This is a genomic window from Flavobacterium aquatile LMG 4008 = ATCC 11947 (assembly GCF_000757385.1).
Taxonomy (GTDB): domain Bacteria; phylum Bacteroidota; class Bacteroidia; order Flavobacteriales; family Flavobacteriaceae; genus Flavobacterium; species Flavobacterium aquatile.
This window is the reverse complement of record NZ_JRHH01000002.1, coordinates 271516-288698: the sequence shown is the minus strand read 5'-3', so window position 1 is coordinate 288698 and position 17183 is coordinate 271516. Positions and strand designations below refer to the sequence as shown.

Sequence of the window (17183 nt, the reverse complement as noted above, 5' to 3'; positions counted from 1 at the left end):
TACTTGATTTTTTTACTTTTTCAATATCTTGAAGTTGACTTCTTTATTGTCATCAAATTTTAATTTGAAGAAATAAGTTCCAGTAGAATAGGCAGAAATATCAACATTAGTATTTAGATCATTTACATCATTTTGATATAATAATTGACCCATAATGTTGTAAACATAAACCTGATTAATTTCTGATTTAGAATTTATAGAAACTGATCCAGTAGTTGGATTTGGGAAATAGGTAAAATCTATTCCGTCAAATTCATTATTTGCTAAAGCGCTACAAGAAGTTGCAGCAACCCAACCAATATCAGTAACACCTGGATCAGATTCAAATCTCATCGTTAAAGATCCATCTGCTGCTGTTGAAGTAAATGGACCAGGAATAGTGTTTCCAGTATAGCCATTTGATTCAAAGATTGGGGCTGCTGTTGAATTTCCGTCATAAATGTACATGTAATCATAATCAGCTTCTAAAGAGAATACCGAAAAAGTTAATGTTATTTTTTGTCCTGCAACATTTGGAGCAATTACCCTTACGAATGATTGATTATCTGTGTATTGACCTGTTGTACCACCTGTATCTGTAATTGTTATTCCGTCACAGAAATTGGCAGAAGTAGCAAAAATCGCATCTCTACTTCCTCCAGTTACTCCGACAGGACAAGTTGGTCTTATTTTTGCAGAATAATAAGTATTAGGTAATAAGCCTGTAGCATTAAAAGTATTAGAATTAATATTAATCCAAAAATTAGAATTTGAAGTAAACAGCCTAACAATTCTTTGCCATGCAGTAGCGCTATTATCCGTAAAGTTAATGGTTGCGCTATTATTTGTTACATTTGAAGTCGTTACGTTTTGTACAAGATTTATACAAGTATTTACACAGTCAAAACTTAAACAAGTTCCAGCATCTACGGCATTCTGAATTGCTGTTCTAGGTTGCGCACCAAATCCATTATTAAAACCAATACCAGATGATGTTAAATGACAATAACTCATTATTGTTCCCCTAACTGCTGGTGTAGGAATTGTTGGTGGTGATGTTACACAATTACTACCTTCGCCTGTTCCGCCTCCAACTGGTCCACAATTGTCAATAGCAGTATTGTTTCCGTTCCATGAACAAGAATGTGTATGTCTAGAACCTAATAAATGTCCGAATTCATGTGTTACAACCATTACTGTCCATGAATAAGTTGGAACTGTGCTATAACTAAAATTCACATCAGAATAACAGAAATTTTCTTGAGAACACATTCCGTCAATTGTTACTGCAACACCACCAAGTCCACCTGGATCAATACCAACTAACTGTCCAAGATCGCCGTTAAAAACTGGTCTAACTTCATTAAATTGATATAAATAATCTGAAGAACCTGTACCAGAATAAGGATCTTGTGTGGTCCAAATAAACATAGATTTTAAAGCTGTAGAAATGGCATCGTTACTATACAAAGTTTGAACATTATTGAAAACAGAAGTCATCCAATTGGTAGTTGTAGTTGTACTGCTTGAATTTGAAGTAAATACATCATAATCAATTTCAAAATACATAGTAACGCATCTAGTTGTTGCAATATCTCTGCTTTGATCTCCTTTATTTGTTAAGTCCATTGGTTTTCCTGCTTCATCTTTAAATGAACATAGATTTTCAATTGGACCTTTGTAATTCGCATCTGAATAAACAACATAATCATTAATATTGTTTGGTTTATCCAGTTTACCAACAACTACATTAGATAGTTCATTAGTTGATAAAACTCCATTAAATTCGTTGTTAAAGAAGTTGAAAGAAGCAACAGATGTGTAATCGCCTTTCACAATTCCGCGATAGTAAACACCTTTTTCATAAGAGATATTTTTAAATTTATCAGTATCAATTTGAAAATCTTCAGTAAATAAATTCACTTTATAAAGACTAACCAAAACTATGCTTCCATTGTAAGGAACAGACAATTCGATAAAGTCATATTTATTTATCACAATATCATTTACAGCAGTAAGGTTAATTTTTGCTAAAGTTGCATTATCAACAGCTTTTATCACATCAACGTTAGAAATAGTTTGGTCTGGAGTCAACACAGAAATAGGTTGAAAATATTCTTTTGTGTTTTCATATTCTTTAATTTTTTTAGCAATTTCGTTTTGTGAAAATCCGAAAATGAAAAAGAATAAAGAAAAAAGTAGTAATAATTTTTTCATTGTAGTTTAATAGTAAGTTAATTTTAGCCAACAAAAATAGTAAAAACCTTTGAATACTTAATAAGTTTAACAATTAGTTTATTAAACTCCTAAGAACTGTTTATTAAAAAGTTACATAATTAATTACGTCTTATTTGTAATATCGGTTTTGGAATGGTAGTTAAATTATAATTTTGATAAAATTTTTAATCTGATGTACAGCTTGGTTAACATCAACTTTTTCTATTGGATGAATTGTATTTGGCATTACACAAAACATGCAATTTGGAATTTTTCTAAAAGCAAAGACACTTTCTTCAATGCTAACCATTGTGTCTTTGTCTCCAACTGTAATTAAAACTGGAACAGTAATTTTCTCAAAATCAGATTCGTTTATTGCAGGATTTTTACCTAAATTAAGCATCATCAAGGCTGTTTTTTCCATCAAAATTTCCCAATTGCTTCCATGAAGTTGTTCTAAAGCCAAAGCATATTTTGGAACTTTTTCTTTAATTTTTATAGGATTTAGCATTGCTGCTTCTTTAATTGAACCTTCAATAGTCCAATCTAATTTGGTCGCTAATGTGTACAATTTTTCTACTTTTTCTGGAAAATATTTTGCCAAATAAAGTCCGACATAGCCGCCCATACTGTATCCAAAAATGATTATTTTATCCAAAGAATTCTCTTCCAAAAAAACTAGAACTTCATTTGCAAAATTAGAAATTGTAAAATCTTCTGATGGTATTTCAGTTCCACCATGGCCTTGAAATGTGTAAGTAAAAACATCAAAATCTTTTTGAAGAACTTCTTTTAACGGATTTAAACTTGCAGCACTTCCTAATGCGCCGTGAAGTAAAAGTATTTTTTGCGCCATCATGTATAGTTTTAAAAATAGTAAAATGCTTCTTCGATATGATCAATACTAAAATCTTTAGCGTCTTTATGAATTGCAACTATGTCAAACCTAACTTCAACATCTAAATCATTAGCAATAACATATTCATTTATAGCTTTCACTAAAAGCTGAATTTTCTTAGGCTTCACAAAATCTTGTGGCAATCCAAATTCTATTGACGAACGCGTTTTTACCTCAACGACGGCAAGTATATTGCCTTTTTGGGCAATGATGTCGATTTCGGCTTTTTGAAAAACCCAATTGGTTTCTAGAATCTCATAACCGTTTTGTTGCAGAAAATCTACAGCCAATTCTTCTCCGAGTTTTCCTAAATCATTGTGATCTGCCATAGTTACTATTTGTCATTCTGAATTTATTTCAGAATCTTTTAATGTTGTAAATCGAAGAAGCTGAAATAAATTTAGCTTGACAAAGCTTACTCAAAAACTACTTTACTCTCCAAATCATTCACTTCCATTGACACTTGCTTTCCAAATATAAGAGCGCGATTGTCTGCCATGTGTCCGGCTGGGAAATTATAAATTATTGGAATATTGTAGTTCTTAGTCACGTCATCAATAATTTCTAATGCATTTTTCCCCCATGGAACTTCGTTGTCGTTCATTTTGGTCATTCCGCCAACGATTATTCCTTTTAAACTTTCTAGACAACCGTTGCGTTTTAAGTTCATCATCATTCTATCGATATGATATAAATATTCGTCTAAATCTTCTATAAACAAAATTTTATCTGAACAATCTATTGCCGATGGTGAACCAAACAAACTATATAAAATTGATAAATTTCCGCCAACTAATTCGCCTTTTGCAGTCCCTAAACGGTTCATGTTTTCGCATGGGACTTTATATTCCAAATGCTCTCCAAATAATGCTTTTCGCAACGTTTCTTTTGCTTCTTCTGATGCTTTAGAACTTACTGGCATAATTCCGTGAATAGATTGATAACCCATGGTATTTAAATGACTGTGTAAAACGGTGACGTCACTAAAACCTACAATCCATTTTGGCGATTGCTTGAATTTTGTAAAATCTAATAAATCAATCATTCTTACTGTTCCATAACCGCCACGAACACACCAAATTGCTTTGATATTTGGATTGTCAAGTTGTGCTTGAAAATCGGCTGCGCGTTGTTCGTCTGTTCCAGCAAGTTGGTTATTGTCTAAACCTATTGTTGAACCAATTACAACTTCAATTCCCCAGTTTTTTAACCAAGAAATAGCTGGTTTTAAATTGTCATCAATATTTTTTCTGGCAGTTGCAACTATTGCGATTGTGTCGCCTTTTTTTAGATATGGTGGTGTAATCATCTTTTTTTGAGCATGAATTGTTGAAATTGTAATAAGAAGCAATAAAATTATTTGTGCCTTTTTCATTTAAAATCTTGGTCTAAGTAGCAAATGTATAAAAGTTCTCTTTATTGGAACGCGGATGACACGGATTTTACGGATTTGCGCAGATTTATTTTGAAAATTAATTTAGAATTTTACCGAAAAGTTCTTTTGAAAACTATTGTCCTAGCCCAGATTGCAACGGAAATCCTTTTCATTTTTTCTTTAAAAATGAAAAGATTGCAGTGTAAAGCTGGAAATAGCTTCAAATAAAAAATCTATTGCTTATTTTTGCAACTTATATACGAAAAATTACCATGTTAGAAAATCCGAAAAGATATACAATTACAGCTGCGTTGCCTTATACAAATGGTCCGATTCATATTGGTCATTTGGCTGGCGTTTATGTTCCGTCTGATATTTATGCGCGCTATTTGCGACTGCAAGGAAAAGATGTTGCGTTTATGTGCGGCAGCGATGAACACGGCGTAGCAATATCGATGAAGGCCAAAAAAGAAGGTATTACGCCGCAAGAAGTAATTGATAAATACGACGGAATAATTAGAAAATCGTTTTTAGATTTCGGAATTTCGTTTGATAATTATTCTCGAACTTCTTCTAAAATTCATCATGATACGGCGCAAGAATTTTTCAGAAAATTGTATGATAACAACGATTTTATTGAAGAAGTTACCGAGCAATTGTATGATGCCAAAGCCGATCAGTTTCTAGCAGATAGATTTGTTACTGGAACTTGTCCGAAATGTGAAAATCCAGAAGCTTACGGTGATCAGTGTGAACGTTGTGGTTCGACTTTAAATGCGACTGATTTAATAAACCCGAAATCGACAATTACTGGTGATACTCCGATTTTAAAATCTACAAAACATTGGTTTTTACCTTTGGATAGATACCAAGATTTTTTACAAAAATGGATTTTGCAAGATCATGCAAAAGATTGGAAAACAAATGTTCTTGGACAAGTAAAATCGTGGTTGGACGACGGATTGAAACCTCGTGCAGTAACGCGTGACTTAGATTGGGGAATTGATGTTCCGGTTGATGGCGCAGAAGGAAAGAAACTTTACGTATGGTTTGACGCGCCAATTGGATACATTTCTGCAACCAAAGAATGGGCTGCAAGAGAAGGAAAAAACTGGGAAGATTACTGGAAAAAAGACGATACAAAACTGGTTCATTTTATAGGTAAAGACAATATCGTTTTTCATTGCATTATTTTTCCTGCGATGTTGAAGGCCGAAGGAAGTTTTATTTTACCAGATAATGTTCCAGCGAATGAGTTCTTAAATTTGGAAGGGAACAAACTTTCTACTTCAAAAAACTGGGCCGTTTGGTTGCACGAATATTTACAAGATTTTCCGGATAAGCAAGATTCTTTGCGTTATGCATTGACTTCGAACGCTCCAGAAACAAAAGATAACGACTTTACTTGGAAAGATTTTCAGGCGAGAAACAATAACGAATTGGCTTCTATTTTTGGAAACTTCATTAATAGAGTTGTGGTTTTGACCAACAAATATTACGAAGGAATTGTTCCTGCTCCAAACGAGTTTAGTGATGTTGACAATCAAACATTAGCCGAATTAAAAGCCTATCCAGCAGTAATTTCTTCTTCAATTGAAAGATACCGATTTAGAGAAGCGCAAGGCGAAATGATGAATGTTGCCCGATTGGGAAATAAATATTTGGCAGATGAAGAACCGTGGAAAATGGTAAAAACTGATCCAGCTAGAGTTCAAACACAAATGTATGTGGCATTGCAAATTGCTGCTGCGTTACAAATTTTGTGCGAACCATTTTTACCTTTTACATCAAATAAATTATCTAAAATTTTGAATTTGGATAAATTAAGTTGGAGTTCGGTTTCGGAAACATCAGAATTATTGAAACCTGGACATAAAATAGGACAAGCCGAAATATTATTTTCTCAAATAGAAGATATTGAAATTCAAAAACAAATAGACAAACTGGAAGCGACAAAAGCTGCCAATAAAGCAGAAAACGCCGTGATAGAACCACAAAAAGAGGCGTCAACATTTGACGATTTTTCGAAATTAGATTTGCGTGTTGGAACGATTATTGAAGCTGAGAAAATGCCAAAAGCTAACAAACTTTTAGTTTTAAAAGTCGATACCGGAATTGATGTAAGAACAATAGTTTCTGGAATTGCAGAACATTTTTCACCAGAAGAAGTGGTTGGAAAACGAGTTACGGTTTTAGTGAATTTAGCACCAAGAGCATTGCGTGGCGTTGAAAGTCAAGGAATGATTTTGATGACGAATTTACCTGATGGAAAATTGGTTTTTGTAAATCCGGATGGTGATGGAGTTCAAAATGGTGCTTTAATTTCCTAATTAATAATTTAAAAAATCCTATGAAAAAGTTTTTATGCCTTTTATTATTTGTTCAGTCATCCTTTTTATTTTCGCAACAACTCGAAAAAGTTTTGCCTCTAAATTTTAAAAACACAAATGATCTTTTTCAAGTTGTTGAGGAAGATAAAAAACAGGTTTTACTTTTCTTTAGGGATAAAAACCGAGTTTTAACTGTGAAATTTAACGATAAGTTTGAAGTTCTTGACTCCATATCGTCAACTAGACCACCAAAAAATTATGATGATATAATTGGATACAGCATTACAAACAACAAATATTACTCGTATTGGTCAACGCCAAATAATAAAGAAATTACAACGCAATGTTTTGATTTTGACACAAAGAAAGTTTCGCTAAAAACCTTCAATTTAGATTTTGAAAAGGAAAAACCTGTGAAGACCATTACAGTAAATTCTATTTTTTACTTAATCACAGTTGTAAAATCTACAAGTATTTTAAATTTTTACGTTTTCGATGATGGAAATTTAACCAAGAAAACTGTGGACTTATCGACAAATCGATTTTTATCTTATGACACTAAAACGTGTACTTTATGGTCTCTTTTAAATTCTGATACTGGATTGGATGGTTCATTATCTATACAAAATATATCTAATGATACACCGCCGTCACTAACTTTCAGTGCTAATAAAAGAAAAGTTTATACCAATGGTAACAAGTTATTCTTTACGTTTGATAACAACAAAAATTTTACTCAAACCGTAACAATAAATTTAAATGATTTTTCGGCAATTAGTAAAGGATATAACCAACCTTACTTACTATCTGTGAATTATGTTGAGGATGAATCCAATTCGTTTTACGTAAACGGTAAATTAATTCAGATGAAATTGAATGAAAATCGTCTTGCCTTATCAGTTAAAGATATGGAAGGAAACGAACTTAAAACCTATGAAATTCTAAAAGATAAAGAAGTAACTTTCAAAAACTCAGACATCATTCAAGAAAACGGAAGCATCAATAAAACTAGAATTTTAGACAAATCAAATCAATTGTTGCGAAAAATTTATTTTGAGTATCCATCAATGTCATGCTATTATTTTAACGACATTGTGTACCTTACTATTGGAAGCGTTTCTTTAGAAAAAAATGGAAATGGAGCAATGTATGGCGCTATGTTTGGACTGGCAGGTGTATTAATTGCAACGGCAATAACCTCTAATTATTCTATTGCAAACTTAAATTCATATAAAAATAGAAAAGTAGTTTATATAAATTGTTTGTTTGATAAAGAGTTCAATCATGTTGATGGCGAAGTAAATAAATTAGCGTTTGACAAACTTCGAGCTTTATCAGAAAACAAAGATGATCTTATCAGTCAAAGTGTATTCAAATTTAACTCAAAACTCTATTTTGGTGGATATGACAAACAAGAAAAGTCATATAAGTTTTTTTCATTCACAGACTAATTTAAAAACATGATCCCAAAAATAATTGCTTTCGATGCCGACGATACACTTTGGCACAACGAACCTTACTTTGACGAAGCGCAAGCCAAATTTTGTGAACTTTTTGCCGATTACGCTTCCAAGCAAGAAATTTTACAACTGATTTTAAGTCATCAAGTAAAAAATCTTCCGTTGTATGGGTTTGGAATTAAAGCCTTTACACTTTCTATGATTGACTCTGCATTGGAATTGACCAGTGACCAAATTTCGGGACAAGGCATTAAAAAAATTATTGATATTGGTAGAGATTTACTTCAAAAACCGGTAGAACTTTTACCCGAAGTGGAAGAAGTTTTAAAACAACTAAAAGGAAAATATAAATTGGTTGTAGCAACTAAAGGTGATTTAAAAGACCAACATAGAAAATTACATGATTCTGGAATTGGACATTATTTTCACCATATTGAAGTAATGAGCGACAAGAAAGAATTAGATTACGAAAAAATGTTATCGCGTCTTGATATCAAACCAGAAGATTTTATTATGATTGGAAACTCTTTAAAATCGGATGTTTTGCCTGTTTTAAATATTGGTGGTCATGGCTATCATATTCCTTATCACACCACTTGGGAATACGAAAAGATTGATTTCGAAATCCAACACGATAACTTTAAATCTTTAGAAAAAATCACTGACGTTTTACCTATTTTGTTACAATAACAGTAATTTTTTGTAATTACATAATTTTATAATTATTGATTTAAAAACTTTGCGACTTAGAGTCTTAGCGGCAAAAAAATGAAACAAAAACTAAACCTCGATACTTGGAACAGAAAAGAACACTTCTTGTTTTTTAAGCAAATGCAAGAGCCATTTTTTGGAGTTACAACAACAATAGATTGCACGAAAGCTTATTCAAAATCAAAAGAATTAGGCATTTCGTTTTTCATTTATTACCTTCATAAAACGTTACAAGCAATTAATGAATTTAAATGTTTCCGATATCGAATAATTGAAGATGAGATTTACATTTTTGATCGAATTGACGCTTCAGCAACTATTATGCGCGAAGATAAAACGTTTGGCTTTTCATTAATTGAATTTGATGAAAATTTGAAAACTTTTGAAACTATTGCTAAAACAGAAATTGATAGAATTCAAACCACAACCGGACTTATTACAAGAGAATATCCAGAAAATTTAATCCATTTTTCGGCTTTACCTTGGGTGAATTTTACATCACTTTCGCACGCTAGAAGTTTTACTTGGCCCGATAGTTGTCCGAAAATATCCTTTGGAAAAATGATGGATGAAAACGGTAAAAAAACCATGGCAATGTCAATTCATGTACATCATGGATTGATGGACGGATACCATGTCGGCAAATTTTTAACGTTTTTTGAAGAATTAATGAATCAATAAATTTCTTAACTTTACAAAAAAACTACTTATTATGTTATCAAAAAATATTGAAGCCGCATTAAATAAACAAATACGTATTGAAGCAGAATCTTCTCAAACCTATTTATCAATGGCATGCTGGGCAGAAATCCAAGGACTTGAAGGTGTAGCACAATTTATGTATGCACAATCAGACGAAGAACGTCAGCACATGCTTAAATTAATTAAATACGTTAACGAACGTGGCGGACATGCTATTGTAACCGACCTTAAAGCGCCAAAAACTAGCTTTGGAAATTTTAAAGAAATGTTTGAAGAATTATACAAACACGAACTTTTTGTTTCAGATTCTATCAATAAATTAGTTCATATTACCTTTGAAGAAAAAGACTATGCTACACATAATTTCTTACAATGGTATGTTGCAGAACAAATTGAAGAAGAAGCACAAGCCAAAACTATTTTAGACAAGATAAACTTAATTGGTGAAGATCGTGGCGGATTGTATTTATTTGATAGAGATATTCAAATTCTATCTGTGACAAGCGCAGCTGCAACGAATCCAAAATAATTGTTATTTTTATTTAGAACTTATAAAAATAATGTATATTTGTCCTGTTATTTAATACGTTAAGTTTTGGGCAAAAAGGAAAAATCAGAAGAAAAAAAGCTTAAAAAGAAAGAGAAGAAAAAGCTTATTAAAAAATTAAACATCTCCGACAACTGTAAATCGAGTTGTTGCGAAAAATATATGAAAAGCGAATCTAAACGTTGTTCTCGATGTCCGATGTATGATTTGATTAAGAAAATTGCATAAAAAAAGCCTTCGTAATTGAAGGCTTTTTTATGTATTAAAAGTAAGTCCAATTTGCGCCATCACTCACAATAATAATACTTTTTGAATTACCATTTGCCGGCATATTTATTACAGCGGTTCCAGATGTTTCTGTAGGATTTGATGAATCTTTAGCAAAAAATTTTCCTGTTGAGCCAGTTGTACCTGTTGTTAGCAAGTAAGCTGTATTTGTTGTAGAGATATTTCTGAGAATATAAATTCTACCAGGAACTGTGACTGGGTTAGGAAGTTGAAAGTCATTATTACTACCATTTGCATCCAAACTTAAATAAACTCCTTGATCTGTAATTTGAGCAGCTGCGCCACTTGGGCCGCCAGGAATAGTTGCGACTTTTATGGATAAATTTCCATTAATATCAAGAGTGCTTTTAGGGTCAATTGTATTTATCCCAACACCATTTACTTGTGAATAACTATCTACTGACAACAAAACCAAAATAATAATTGTAAAAAACTTAGTAATTTTTAACATGGGGTTTAAATTTATTAATGATTTATTGTTAATTACTTAATTAAAATTAGAAAAAAATAACAATTGATGTTTTTCTTGTGTTTCGAAAACGTTTTCGTGTTAAAAACTTATATCTAATTGTAGAAATAATGCTACAAAAAAAGCGACAAAAAAATTTGTCGCTTTTGCAAAATCTAAATAGATGGTTTTAAAAAGAGTTCAATACTGCAATTATATCTTCGCCATAATTTATAGTTCTTGATTCGCCAAAACCTTTTACTTTTTTAAGTTCGTCAATGCTTTGAGGATTCTCTTTTGCAATTGAAATTAAATGTGAATTGTGACAAATTCTAAATGACGACCAACCTTTCTTTTGAGCCAAATCATTACGCCACAATTTTAATGCTGTAAAGATTGCGTTTTCTTTTTCATTAAGTTCGATAGTTTCTGTTTGCTTTGAAATGTCTTTTCTTAAATCATAGAAAACTACGGCCGACCAAAAGTCTACTGTTCCAGTGGTAACAAAATTTGTTGAAGTAAACTTCACCTCTACCGAGTCTAAAAATGCATTCATTAGATTTTGGTCATTGTCGCAGTTATCTTTGTCTAAACGAATATTAAATACTTTGATGTTCATCGTGCTATTTTTTACGTTAGACTATTTTCCTAAAAGCAATAACTCACTGGCAACAATCTCTGTGATGTAACGCTTATTTCCATCTTTGTCGTCATAGCTTCTGTGCGTTAATTTTCCTTCAATAGCGATTTCTTTACCTTTAATAACATATTTTTCAATGATGTCTGCAACTTTTCCCCAAGCGGTGATTCGGTGCCATTCGGTGTTTTCTACTTTTTCACCTTTGCTATTGGTATAGCTTTCATTGGTGGCAATTGTAATATTGGCAACTTTTTTACCTCCATCAAATGTTTTGATTTCAGGTTCTTGACCTACATGTCCTATTAATTGTACTTTGTTTTTAATTGCATTCATGGCGTTTAAATTTTAAATTGTTATTGTTATTTTGAAATTGATTTTTGAAATTGATTTTTGAAACTAAAACTACTTGCTCATTAAAACTAGTTCGTTTATAATCACTTCGGTTACATAGCGTTTGTTACCGTCTTTGTCGTCGTAACTTCTGTGAGTAAGTTTACCTTCAATAGCAATTTCTTTTCCTTTCGTCACATACTTTTCGATGATTTCTGCTGTTTTTCCCCAAGCGCTTACTCGATGCCATTCTGTTTTTTCGGCTTTTTCTCCGTTTTCTTTGTAATAGACTTCATTTGTAGCGATGCTTAAGCTTGCTAATTTTTTTCCTCCTTCAAAATTTTTGATTTCTGGTTCTTGACCTACATGTCCGATTAATTGTACCTTGTTTCTCATGGCGTTTAAAATTTAAATTGTTATTAATTAATTTTTGTTTTGTCGTTAGTAAAAATTTGTTTCTCATTTCCGACGATGCAAAGTTGTGGTGACTGTCAAAAATTATTCGGTTGATTACCATTTAAAATCGGTTGTAAATGTTTGTAAGCGTTTGTAAACGGAAATATTTTTACTATATTTGTTGAAAATCAATATTTTATGCCAAAAGCGATACAATCTGTAGAATTACGAAATCTACTAATAGAAGACTACAAAGAGCTCATTAAATCAATGATTGAATCCTATCCAGAGATGGCAGAATCTTTTTGGAAAGAACATCAATTACAAAATTTATTAGAAAAATTTCCAGAAGGTCAACTTGTAATTGTTGTGGATGGTGTTGTAGTTGGTTCGGCATTATCAATTTTGGTGACTGAAGATTTTGCCTTTAAAACAAGAAATTATAAAGCAATAACCGGAAATTATACCTTTTCTACTCACAATCCAGATGGTGAAGTTATTTATGGTATTGATGTTTTTATAAATCCAAAATACCGCGGACTTCGATTAGGCAGACGATTGTATGATGCTAGAAAAGAATTGTGCGATCAATTAAATTTAAAATCAATCATATTTGCTGGAAGAATTCCGAATTATGTTAACTATAAAGATGAAATAACTCCGAAAATTTACATCGAAAAGGTAAAGCGAAAAGAGATTTACGATCCAGTATTGTCTTTTCAATTGAGTAATGATTTTCATGAAGTTCGAGTTCTTAAAAATTATTTAGAAGGCGATATAGAATCGCAAGAATACGCTGTTTTATTAGAATGGAATAATGTGTATTATGATGACAGTCCGAAATTAATAAACACTCAAAAAAGTGTAGTTCGATTGGGTTTAATTCAGTGGCAAATGCGTTCCTTGAGCAATTTAGAAGCATTGTTCGAACAAGCCGAATTTTTTATCGATACCGTTTCGGGTTATGGTTGTGATTTTGCTTTATTTCCCGAACTTTTTACCGCACCATTAATGGCCGATTTTAACCATTTATCGGAAGCTGAAGCCATAAAAGAATTGGCCAAACACACCGAAGCTGTAAAATTAAAATTTCAAGAATTTGCCATCTCCTACAACATCAATATCATTACTGGAAGCATGCCGTTGATTGAAAATGGTCATGTTTACAATGTTGGATTTCTATGCAAACGCGATGGAACCAACGAAATGTATCGCAAAATTCACATCACTCCAAATGAGATTTTCTATTGGGGAATTACTGGCGGCGATACCATTCAAACATTTGATACCGATTGCGGAAAAATCGGAATTGTAATATGTTACGATGTAGAATTTCCAGAATTATCCCGACTTATGGCAGATGAAGGCATGAATATTTTATTTGTTCCTTTCCTTACCGATACTCAAAATGGTTATACACGTGTAAAACATTGCGCGCAAGCAAGAGCAATTGAAAACGAATGTTATGTTGCCATTACAGGTTGCGTTGGAAACTTGCCGAAAGTAAATAATATGGATATTCAATATGCGCAAGCTGCGGTTTTTACACCATCGGATTTTGCATTTCCGAGTAATGGCATTAAAGCTGAGGCAACGCCAAATACAGAAATGACATTAATAGTTGACGTGGATATTAATTTGTTAAAAGAACTGCATCAAAACGGAAGTGTGCGAACGATGAGAGACAGAAGAAAAGATTTGTACCAACTTAAAAAACTGAAATAATTTGGGCGTTCCCTTTCAGGTCGGGCTTTCCGCTGTATCTTTTTTTTGCAAAAAAAGGATGCCGCTTCAGTCCCTAACGCAACATTGTTTGGATAGATGTTTTAGTTAAGTTTGACATTTACAAAAGACAAAACCAATCTAGCCCTGATTGTAGTGGCACGAAGTAGAACGAAAAGCAGGAATAAGGAAACCAAAAATGCCCGAGCCATTCGCTCCTTAAAAATAACAGAGAATGATGAGATTGCTTCATTCTTCGCAATGACAAAACTATGAGTAAAAATTGTTTAGAATGTAACGAAAAAATTGTTGGTCGCGAGGACAAAAAGTTCTGTAGCGATGGTTGCCGAAATGCATACAACAATAAAATTAACAAAGACAGCAACAATTATATGCGTAATGTGAACAACAAATTGCGCAAAAATTACCGCATTTTGAGTGAAGCCAATACCGAAGGAAAATCGAAAATTACAAAGACAAAATTGTTGAGTAAGGGATTTGACTTTGAGTATTTTACCAATATTTTAAACACCAATACTGGGAATACTTATCATTTTGTATACGATCAAGGGTATCGTTTTCTTGAAAATGATTTTTATATGTTGGTGAAGAAGGAATATTAGAAAGTACGAGGTACGAAATTCAAAGTACGAAGTTATAAAAATAATAAAGTATCTAAAAAAAGATACAGAAACTAGTTCAGTATAAATGAAAAAAAACTACACTTCTCTTTATTCCATGTTGGTGCTTGTGGCACTATTGACGGGCATTTTTTATTTTATGATGCCTCAAAAGTATGACGCAACCGAAGCACCTCTTTCGGAATTTTCTACAAATCGTGCTTTGGTAAAAGTGAAAGAAATGACAGCCAAACCACATTACGTAGGTTCGGAAAACCATGAAGTTGTTGCGCAATATTTGGTCAAAGAATTGCAAAATTTAGGTTTGGATGCTACTTTTCAAGAAGGTTTTACGATGACCGAAAAAGGTACTTTGGTAAAATCTAAAAATGTTTTGGCAAGAATAAAAGGTTCGGCAAATTCTAAAGCTTTATTGTTACTTTCTCATTATGATTCGGCACCACATTCTTATTCTCATGGCGCGAGTGACGATGCTTCTGGAGTGGCAACTATTCTTGAAAGCGTTCGTGCTTTTTTACATACTAAAACAAAACACAAAAATGATATTATCATCCTATTTTCGGATGCTGAGGAATTGGGATTGAATGGTGCGGCGCTTTTTGTAACTCAGCATAAATGGGCGAAAGAAGTCGGTTTAGTTTTAAATTTTGAAGCTCGTGGAAGTGGCGGACCAAGTTATATGCTGATGGAAACCAACAAAGGAAATGCCAAAATGGTAGATGGTTTTTCTGATGGAAAATTGCACTATTCGGTTTCAAATTCGTTGATGTATAGCATTTATAAAATGTTGCCTAATGATACCGATTTAACTGTTTTTAGAGAAAGTGGTAAAATTCAAGGATTCAATTTCGCTTTTATTGACGACCATTTTGATTACCATACTTCACAAGATAAATATGAACATTTAGATCCAAAAACCTTGGCGCATCAAGGAACGTATTTGTTTCCTTTGTTGAAACATTTCTCTAATTCTGATTTGTCTAATTTGAATTCTAAACAAGACAAAGTTTACTTTTCAATTCCGTTTTCATTTTTGAGTTATCCATTTGAATGGGTTTTACCAATGTTGATTATTGCTTTTGGACTGTTTCTAATTTTTATTTTCATCGGATTAGGCAAACAACTCTTACGCGTAGACGAGATTATAAAAGGATTTATTCCAATATTAGGCTCATTAATTATTGGTGGTGGAATCACTTTTTTAGGATGGAAAACTTTGCTTGCCATTTATCCACAATACAATGATGTTCTTCACGGATTTACTTATAATGGTCACGATTACATTTATGGATTTGTATGTTTGACGTTAGCAATTTGCTTTTTATTTTATGCGAAAACTGCTAAAAAATATCTAGAAATGAATCAGATGATTGCTCCTTTATTTATTTGGTTACTATTAAATATTGGAATTTTCTTGAAACTCAAAGGCGCTGGATTTTTAATAATTCCAGTAATTTTTAGCACATTCATGTTGGGCTATTATGTGATTACTCAAAAAACAAATTCGGTTTTAAATCTGATTTTGGCAGTTCCAACTTTGGTAATTTTAGCGCCATTTATTCAAATGTTTCCAATTGGTTTGGGATTGAAAATATTGGTTGGAAGTTCGGTTTTAACCGTTTTAAGTTTTGTTTTATTGTTGCCAATTTTTGGTTCGTTTACACAAAAGAAACTCTGGGCAACTTTATTCTTTTTAGTAGCGATTGCGTTTTTTATAAAAGCACATCAATCGAGCGATTATGTTTATGGAAAAGCAAAACCTAATAGTTTAGTTTATGTTTTAAATGCTGATACAAATAAAGCGAATTGGGCAACTTACGACACGAACTTAGACGAATTTACTAAAGGCTATTTGGGCGAAAATCCCAAAGATGCCAAATCATTAAATACTAATAAATTGTACAGCAAATATGGTTCAGAATTTACTTTTATGAGTGATGCGCCTTTGAAAAATATTGCAAAACCAACTATTGAATTTTTAAAAGATTCTGTAATTGGCTCGCAACGCTATTTGAAAATTAAGCTTTCGCCAAATAGAAAAGTAAACCGATATGACATTTTTTCAAATACAAAAATCAACAATTTGAGAGCCAATGGAGTAAAATCGATTGACTTAGAAAGTAAAATTTCGGGGAAAATAAGCAATAAAATTTTGAGTTATTATGTGGTGGATAATTTACCTTTGGAATTAGAATTTTCGATTTCGAGTAACGATAAATTGGATATGAATTTTGTGGAAAGTTCTTTCGATTTGATGACGAATCCATTATTTAGTATGGCAAAAAGACGCGATTGGATGATTCCAACTCCATTTGTTTTAACGGATGCCGTAATAGTAAAAGGGAAAGTGAAAGCGAGCGAAAAACTTGAAATTATGGTTGGATATTTGCCTCCAAAAAACCCGACAAAAGTAGTAATTGATACTTTAAAACAATCGGTAACAGAATAAATTTTCACTGATAAAAACTTTGTGCCTTTGTGGCTTTGTGGCAAAACTTT

The 17183-nt window shown here is 32.4% G+C and carries 16 protein-coding genes; 8 read left to right on the top strand and 8 right to left on the bottom strand.

The features are described 5' to 3' along the window. Positions 1-12 precede the first annotated feature (12 nt). The 4 genes from LG45_RS04260 to LG45_RS04245 form a co-directional block, all read right to left on the bottom strand. Positions 13-2196 carry a M12 family metallo-peptidase gene (locus tag LG45_RS04260; protein WP_035124757.1) on the bottom strand — a complete coding sequence of 728 codons (2184 nt, stop codon included), beginning with the start codon at positions 2194-2196 and terminating at the stop codon, positions 13-15. A gap of 160 nt (positions 2197-2356) precedes the next feature. Then, entirely contained in the window at positions 2357-3052 is a 696-nt protein-coding gene (locus tag LG45_RS04255) for an alpha/beta fold hydrolase (RefSeq protein WP_035125367.1), read from the bottom strand. An 11-nt stretch (positions 3053-3063) separates the two neighbouring features. Further along, on the bottom strand, positions 3064-3423 hold the full coding sequence (locus LG45_RS04250) for a YraN family protein (protein WP_035124754.1): 360 nt from the start codon (positions 3421-3423) through the stop codon (positions 3064-3066). A gap of 86 nt (positions 3424-3509) precedes the next feature. Then, positions 3510-4469, bottom strand: a complete 960-nt coding sequence (locus LG45_RS04245; protein ID WP_052087477.1) for a S66 peptidase family protein — start codon at positions 4467-4469, stop codon at positions 3510-3512. A gap of 272 nt (positions 4470-4741) precedes the next feature. Here LG45_RS04245 and metG point away from each other — a divergent pair, with 272 nt between their 5' ends. The 5 genes from metG to LG45_RS04215 all read left to right on the top strand — a co-directional run bounded on the left by metG (position 4742) and on the right by LG45_RS04215 (position 10201). Further along, positions 4742-6799: a methionine--tRNA ligase gene (gene metG, locus LG45_RS04235; RefSeq protein ID WP_035124748.1), complete on the top strand. Its 2058-nt coding sequence runs from the start codon at positions 4742-4744 to the stop codon at positions 6797-6799. Positions 6800-6819: 20 nt separating this feature from the next. Next, on the top strand, positions 6820-8250 hold the full coding sequence (locus tag LG45_RS04230) for a hypothetical protein (protein ID WP_035124746.1): 1431 nt from the start codon (positions 6820-6822) through the stop codon (positions 8248-8250). A gap of 9 nt (positions 8251-8259) precedes the next feature. Continuing rightward, entirely contained in the window at positions 8260-8949 is a 690-nt protein-coding gene (locus LG45_RS04225) for an HAD family hydrolase (protein ID WP_035124745.1), read from the top strand. Positions 8950-9027: 78 nt separating this feature from the next. Then, a complete protein-coding gene (locus LG45_RS04220; protein WP_035124743.1) occupies positions 9028-9651 on the top strand; it encodes a chloramphenicol acetyltransferase in 624 nt (207 codons plus the stop codon). Between the two features lie 31 nt (positions 9652-9682). After that, entirely contained in the window at positions 9683-10201 is a 519-nt protein-coding gene (locus tag LG45_RS04215) for a ferritin (protein WP_035124742.1), read from the top strand. 280 nt (positions 10202-10481) lie between these two features. Here the strand turns inward: LG45_RS04215 and LG45_RS04210 are convergent, their stop codons facing one another. The 4 genes from LG45_RS04210 to LG45_RS04195 form a co-directional block, all read right to left on the bottom strand. Next, positions 10482-10958 carry a hypothetical protein gene (locus LG45_RS04210; RefSeq protein WP_035124738.1) on the bottom strand — a complete coding sequence of 159 codons (477 nt, stop codon included), beginning with the start codon at positions 10956-10958 and terminating at the stop codon, positions 10482-10484. 187 nt (positions 10959-11145) lie between these two features. Continuing rightward, positions 11146-11574: an HRDC domain-containing protein gene (locus LG45_RS04205; protein ID WP_035124735.1), complete on the bottom strand. Its 429-nt coding sequence runs from the start codon at positions 11572-11574 to the stop codon at positions 11146-11148. A gap of 21 nt (positions 11575-11595) precedes the next feature. Then, complete coding sequence (locus LG45_RS04200) at positions 11596-11928, bottom strand: single-stranded DNA-binding protein (RefSeq protein WP_035124731.1); 333 nt, start codon at positions 11926-11928, stop codon at positions 11596-11598. Positions 11929-11997: 69 nt separating this feature from the next. Continuing rightward, positions 11998-12321, bottom strand: coding sequence for a single-stranded DNA-binding protein (locus tag LG45_RS04195; RefSeq protein WP_035124728.1), 324 nt, complete (start codon positions 12319-12321; stop codon positions 11998-12000). A 198-nt stretch (positions 12322-12519) separates the two neighbouring features. Here LG45_RS04195 and LG45_RS04190 point away from each other — a divergent pair, with 198 nt between their 5' ends. The 3 genes from LG45_RS04190 (at position 12520) to LG45_RS04180 (ending at position 17133) form a co-directional block, all read left to right on the top strand. Beyond that, positions 12520-14046, top strand: a complete 1527-nt coding sequence (locus tag LG45_RS04190; protein WP_035124726.1) for a carbon-nitrogen hydrolase family protein — start codon at positions 12520-12522, stop codon at positions 14044-14046. A gap of 269 nt (positions 14047-14315) precedes the next feature. Next, on the top strand, positions 14316-14666 hold the full coding sequence (locus LG45_RS04185) for a hypothetical protein (protein ID WP_035124723.1): 351 nt from the start codon (positions 14316-14318) through the stop codon (positions 14664-14666). A gap of 85 nt (positions 14667-14751) precedes the next feature. After that, on the top strand, positions 14752-17133 hold the full coding sequence (locus LG45_RS04180; protein WP_035124720.1) for a M20/M25/M40 family metallo-hydrolase: 2382 nt from the start codon (positions 14752-14754) through the stop codon (positions 17131-17133). Positions 17134-17183: the final 50 nt, after the last annotated feature.

Coding starts and splice junctions, on each gene's coding strand:
- LG45_RS04195 (WP_035124728.1), bottom strand. CDS start 12,321: ATGAGAAACAAGGTACAATTAATCGGACATGTAGGTCAAGAACCAGAA.
- LG45_RS04190 (WP_035124726.1), top strand. CDS start 12,520: ATGCCAAAAGCGATACAATCTGTAGAATTACGAAATCTACTAATAGAA.
- LG45_RS04200 (WP_035124731.1), bottom strand. CDS start 11,928: ATGAATGCAATTAAAAACAAAGTACAATTAATAGGACATGTAGGTCAA.
- LG45_RS04205 (WP_035124735.1), bottom strand. CDS start 11,574: ATGAACATCAAAGTATTTAATATTCGTTTAGACAAAGATAACTGCGAC.
- LG45_RS04250 (WP_035124754.1), bottom strand. CDS start 3,423: ATGGCAGATCACAATGATTTAGGAAAACTCGGAGAAGAATTGGCTGTA.
- LG45_RS04255 (WP_035125367.1), bottom strand. CDS start 3,052: ATGGCGCAAAAAATACTTTTACTTCACGGCGCATTAGGAAGTGCTGCA.
- LG45_RS04210 (WP_035124738.1), bottom strand. CDS start 10,958: ATGTTAAAAATTACTAAGTTTTTTACAATTATTATTTTGGTTTTGTTG.
- LG45_RS04180 (WP_035124720.1), top strand. CDS start 14,752: ATGAAAAAAAACTACACTTCTCTTTATTCCATGTTGGTGCTTGTGGCA.
- LG45_RS04260 (WP_035124757.1), bottom strand. CDS start 2,196: ATGAAAAAATTATTACTACTTTTTTCTTTATTCTTTTTCATTTTCGGA.
- LG45_RS04230 (WP_035124746.1), top strand. CDS start 6,820: ATGAAAAAGTTTTTATGCCTTTTATTATTTGTTCAGTCATCCTTTTTA.
- LG45_RS04185 (WP_035124723.1), top strand. CDS start 14,316: ATGAGTAAAAATTGTTTAGAATGTAACGAAAAAATTGTTGGTCGCGAG.
- LG45_RS04245 (WP_052087477.1), bottom strand. CDS start 4,469: ATGAAAAAGGCACAAATAATTTTATTGCTTCTTATTACAATTTCAACA.
- LG45_RS04215 (WP_035124742.1), top strand. CDS start 9,683: ATGTTATCAAAAAATATTGAAGCCGCATTAAATAAACAAATACGTATT.
- metG (WP_035124748.1), top strand. CDS start 4,742: ATGTTAGAAAATCCGAAAAGATATACAATTACAGCTGCGTTGCCTTAT.
- LG45_RS04220 (WP_035124743.1), top strand. CDS start 9,028: ATGAAACAAAAACTAAACCTCGATACTTGGAACAGAAAAGAACACTTC.
- LG45_RS04225 (WP_035124745.1), top strand. CDS start 8,260: ATGATCCCAAAAATAATTGCTTTCGATGCCGACGATACACTTTGGCAC.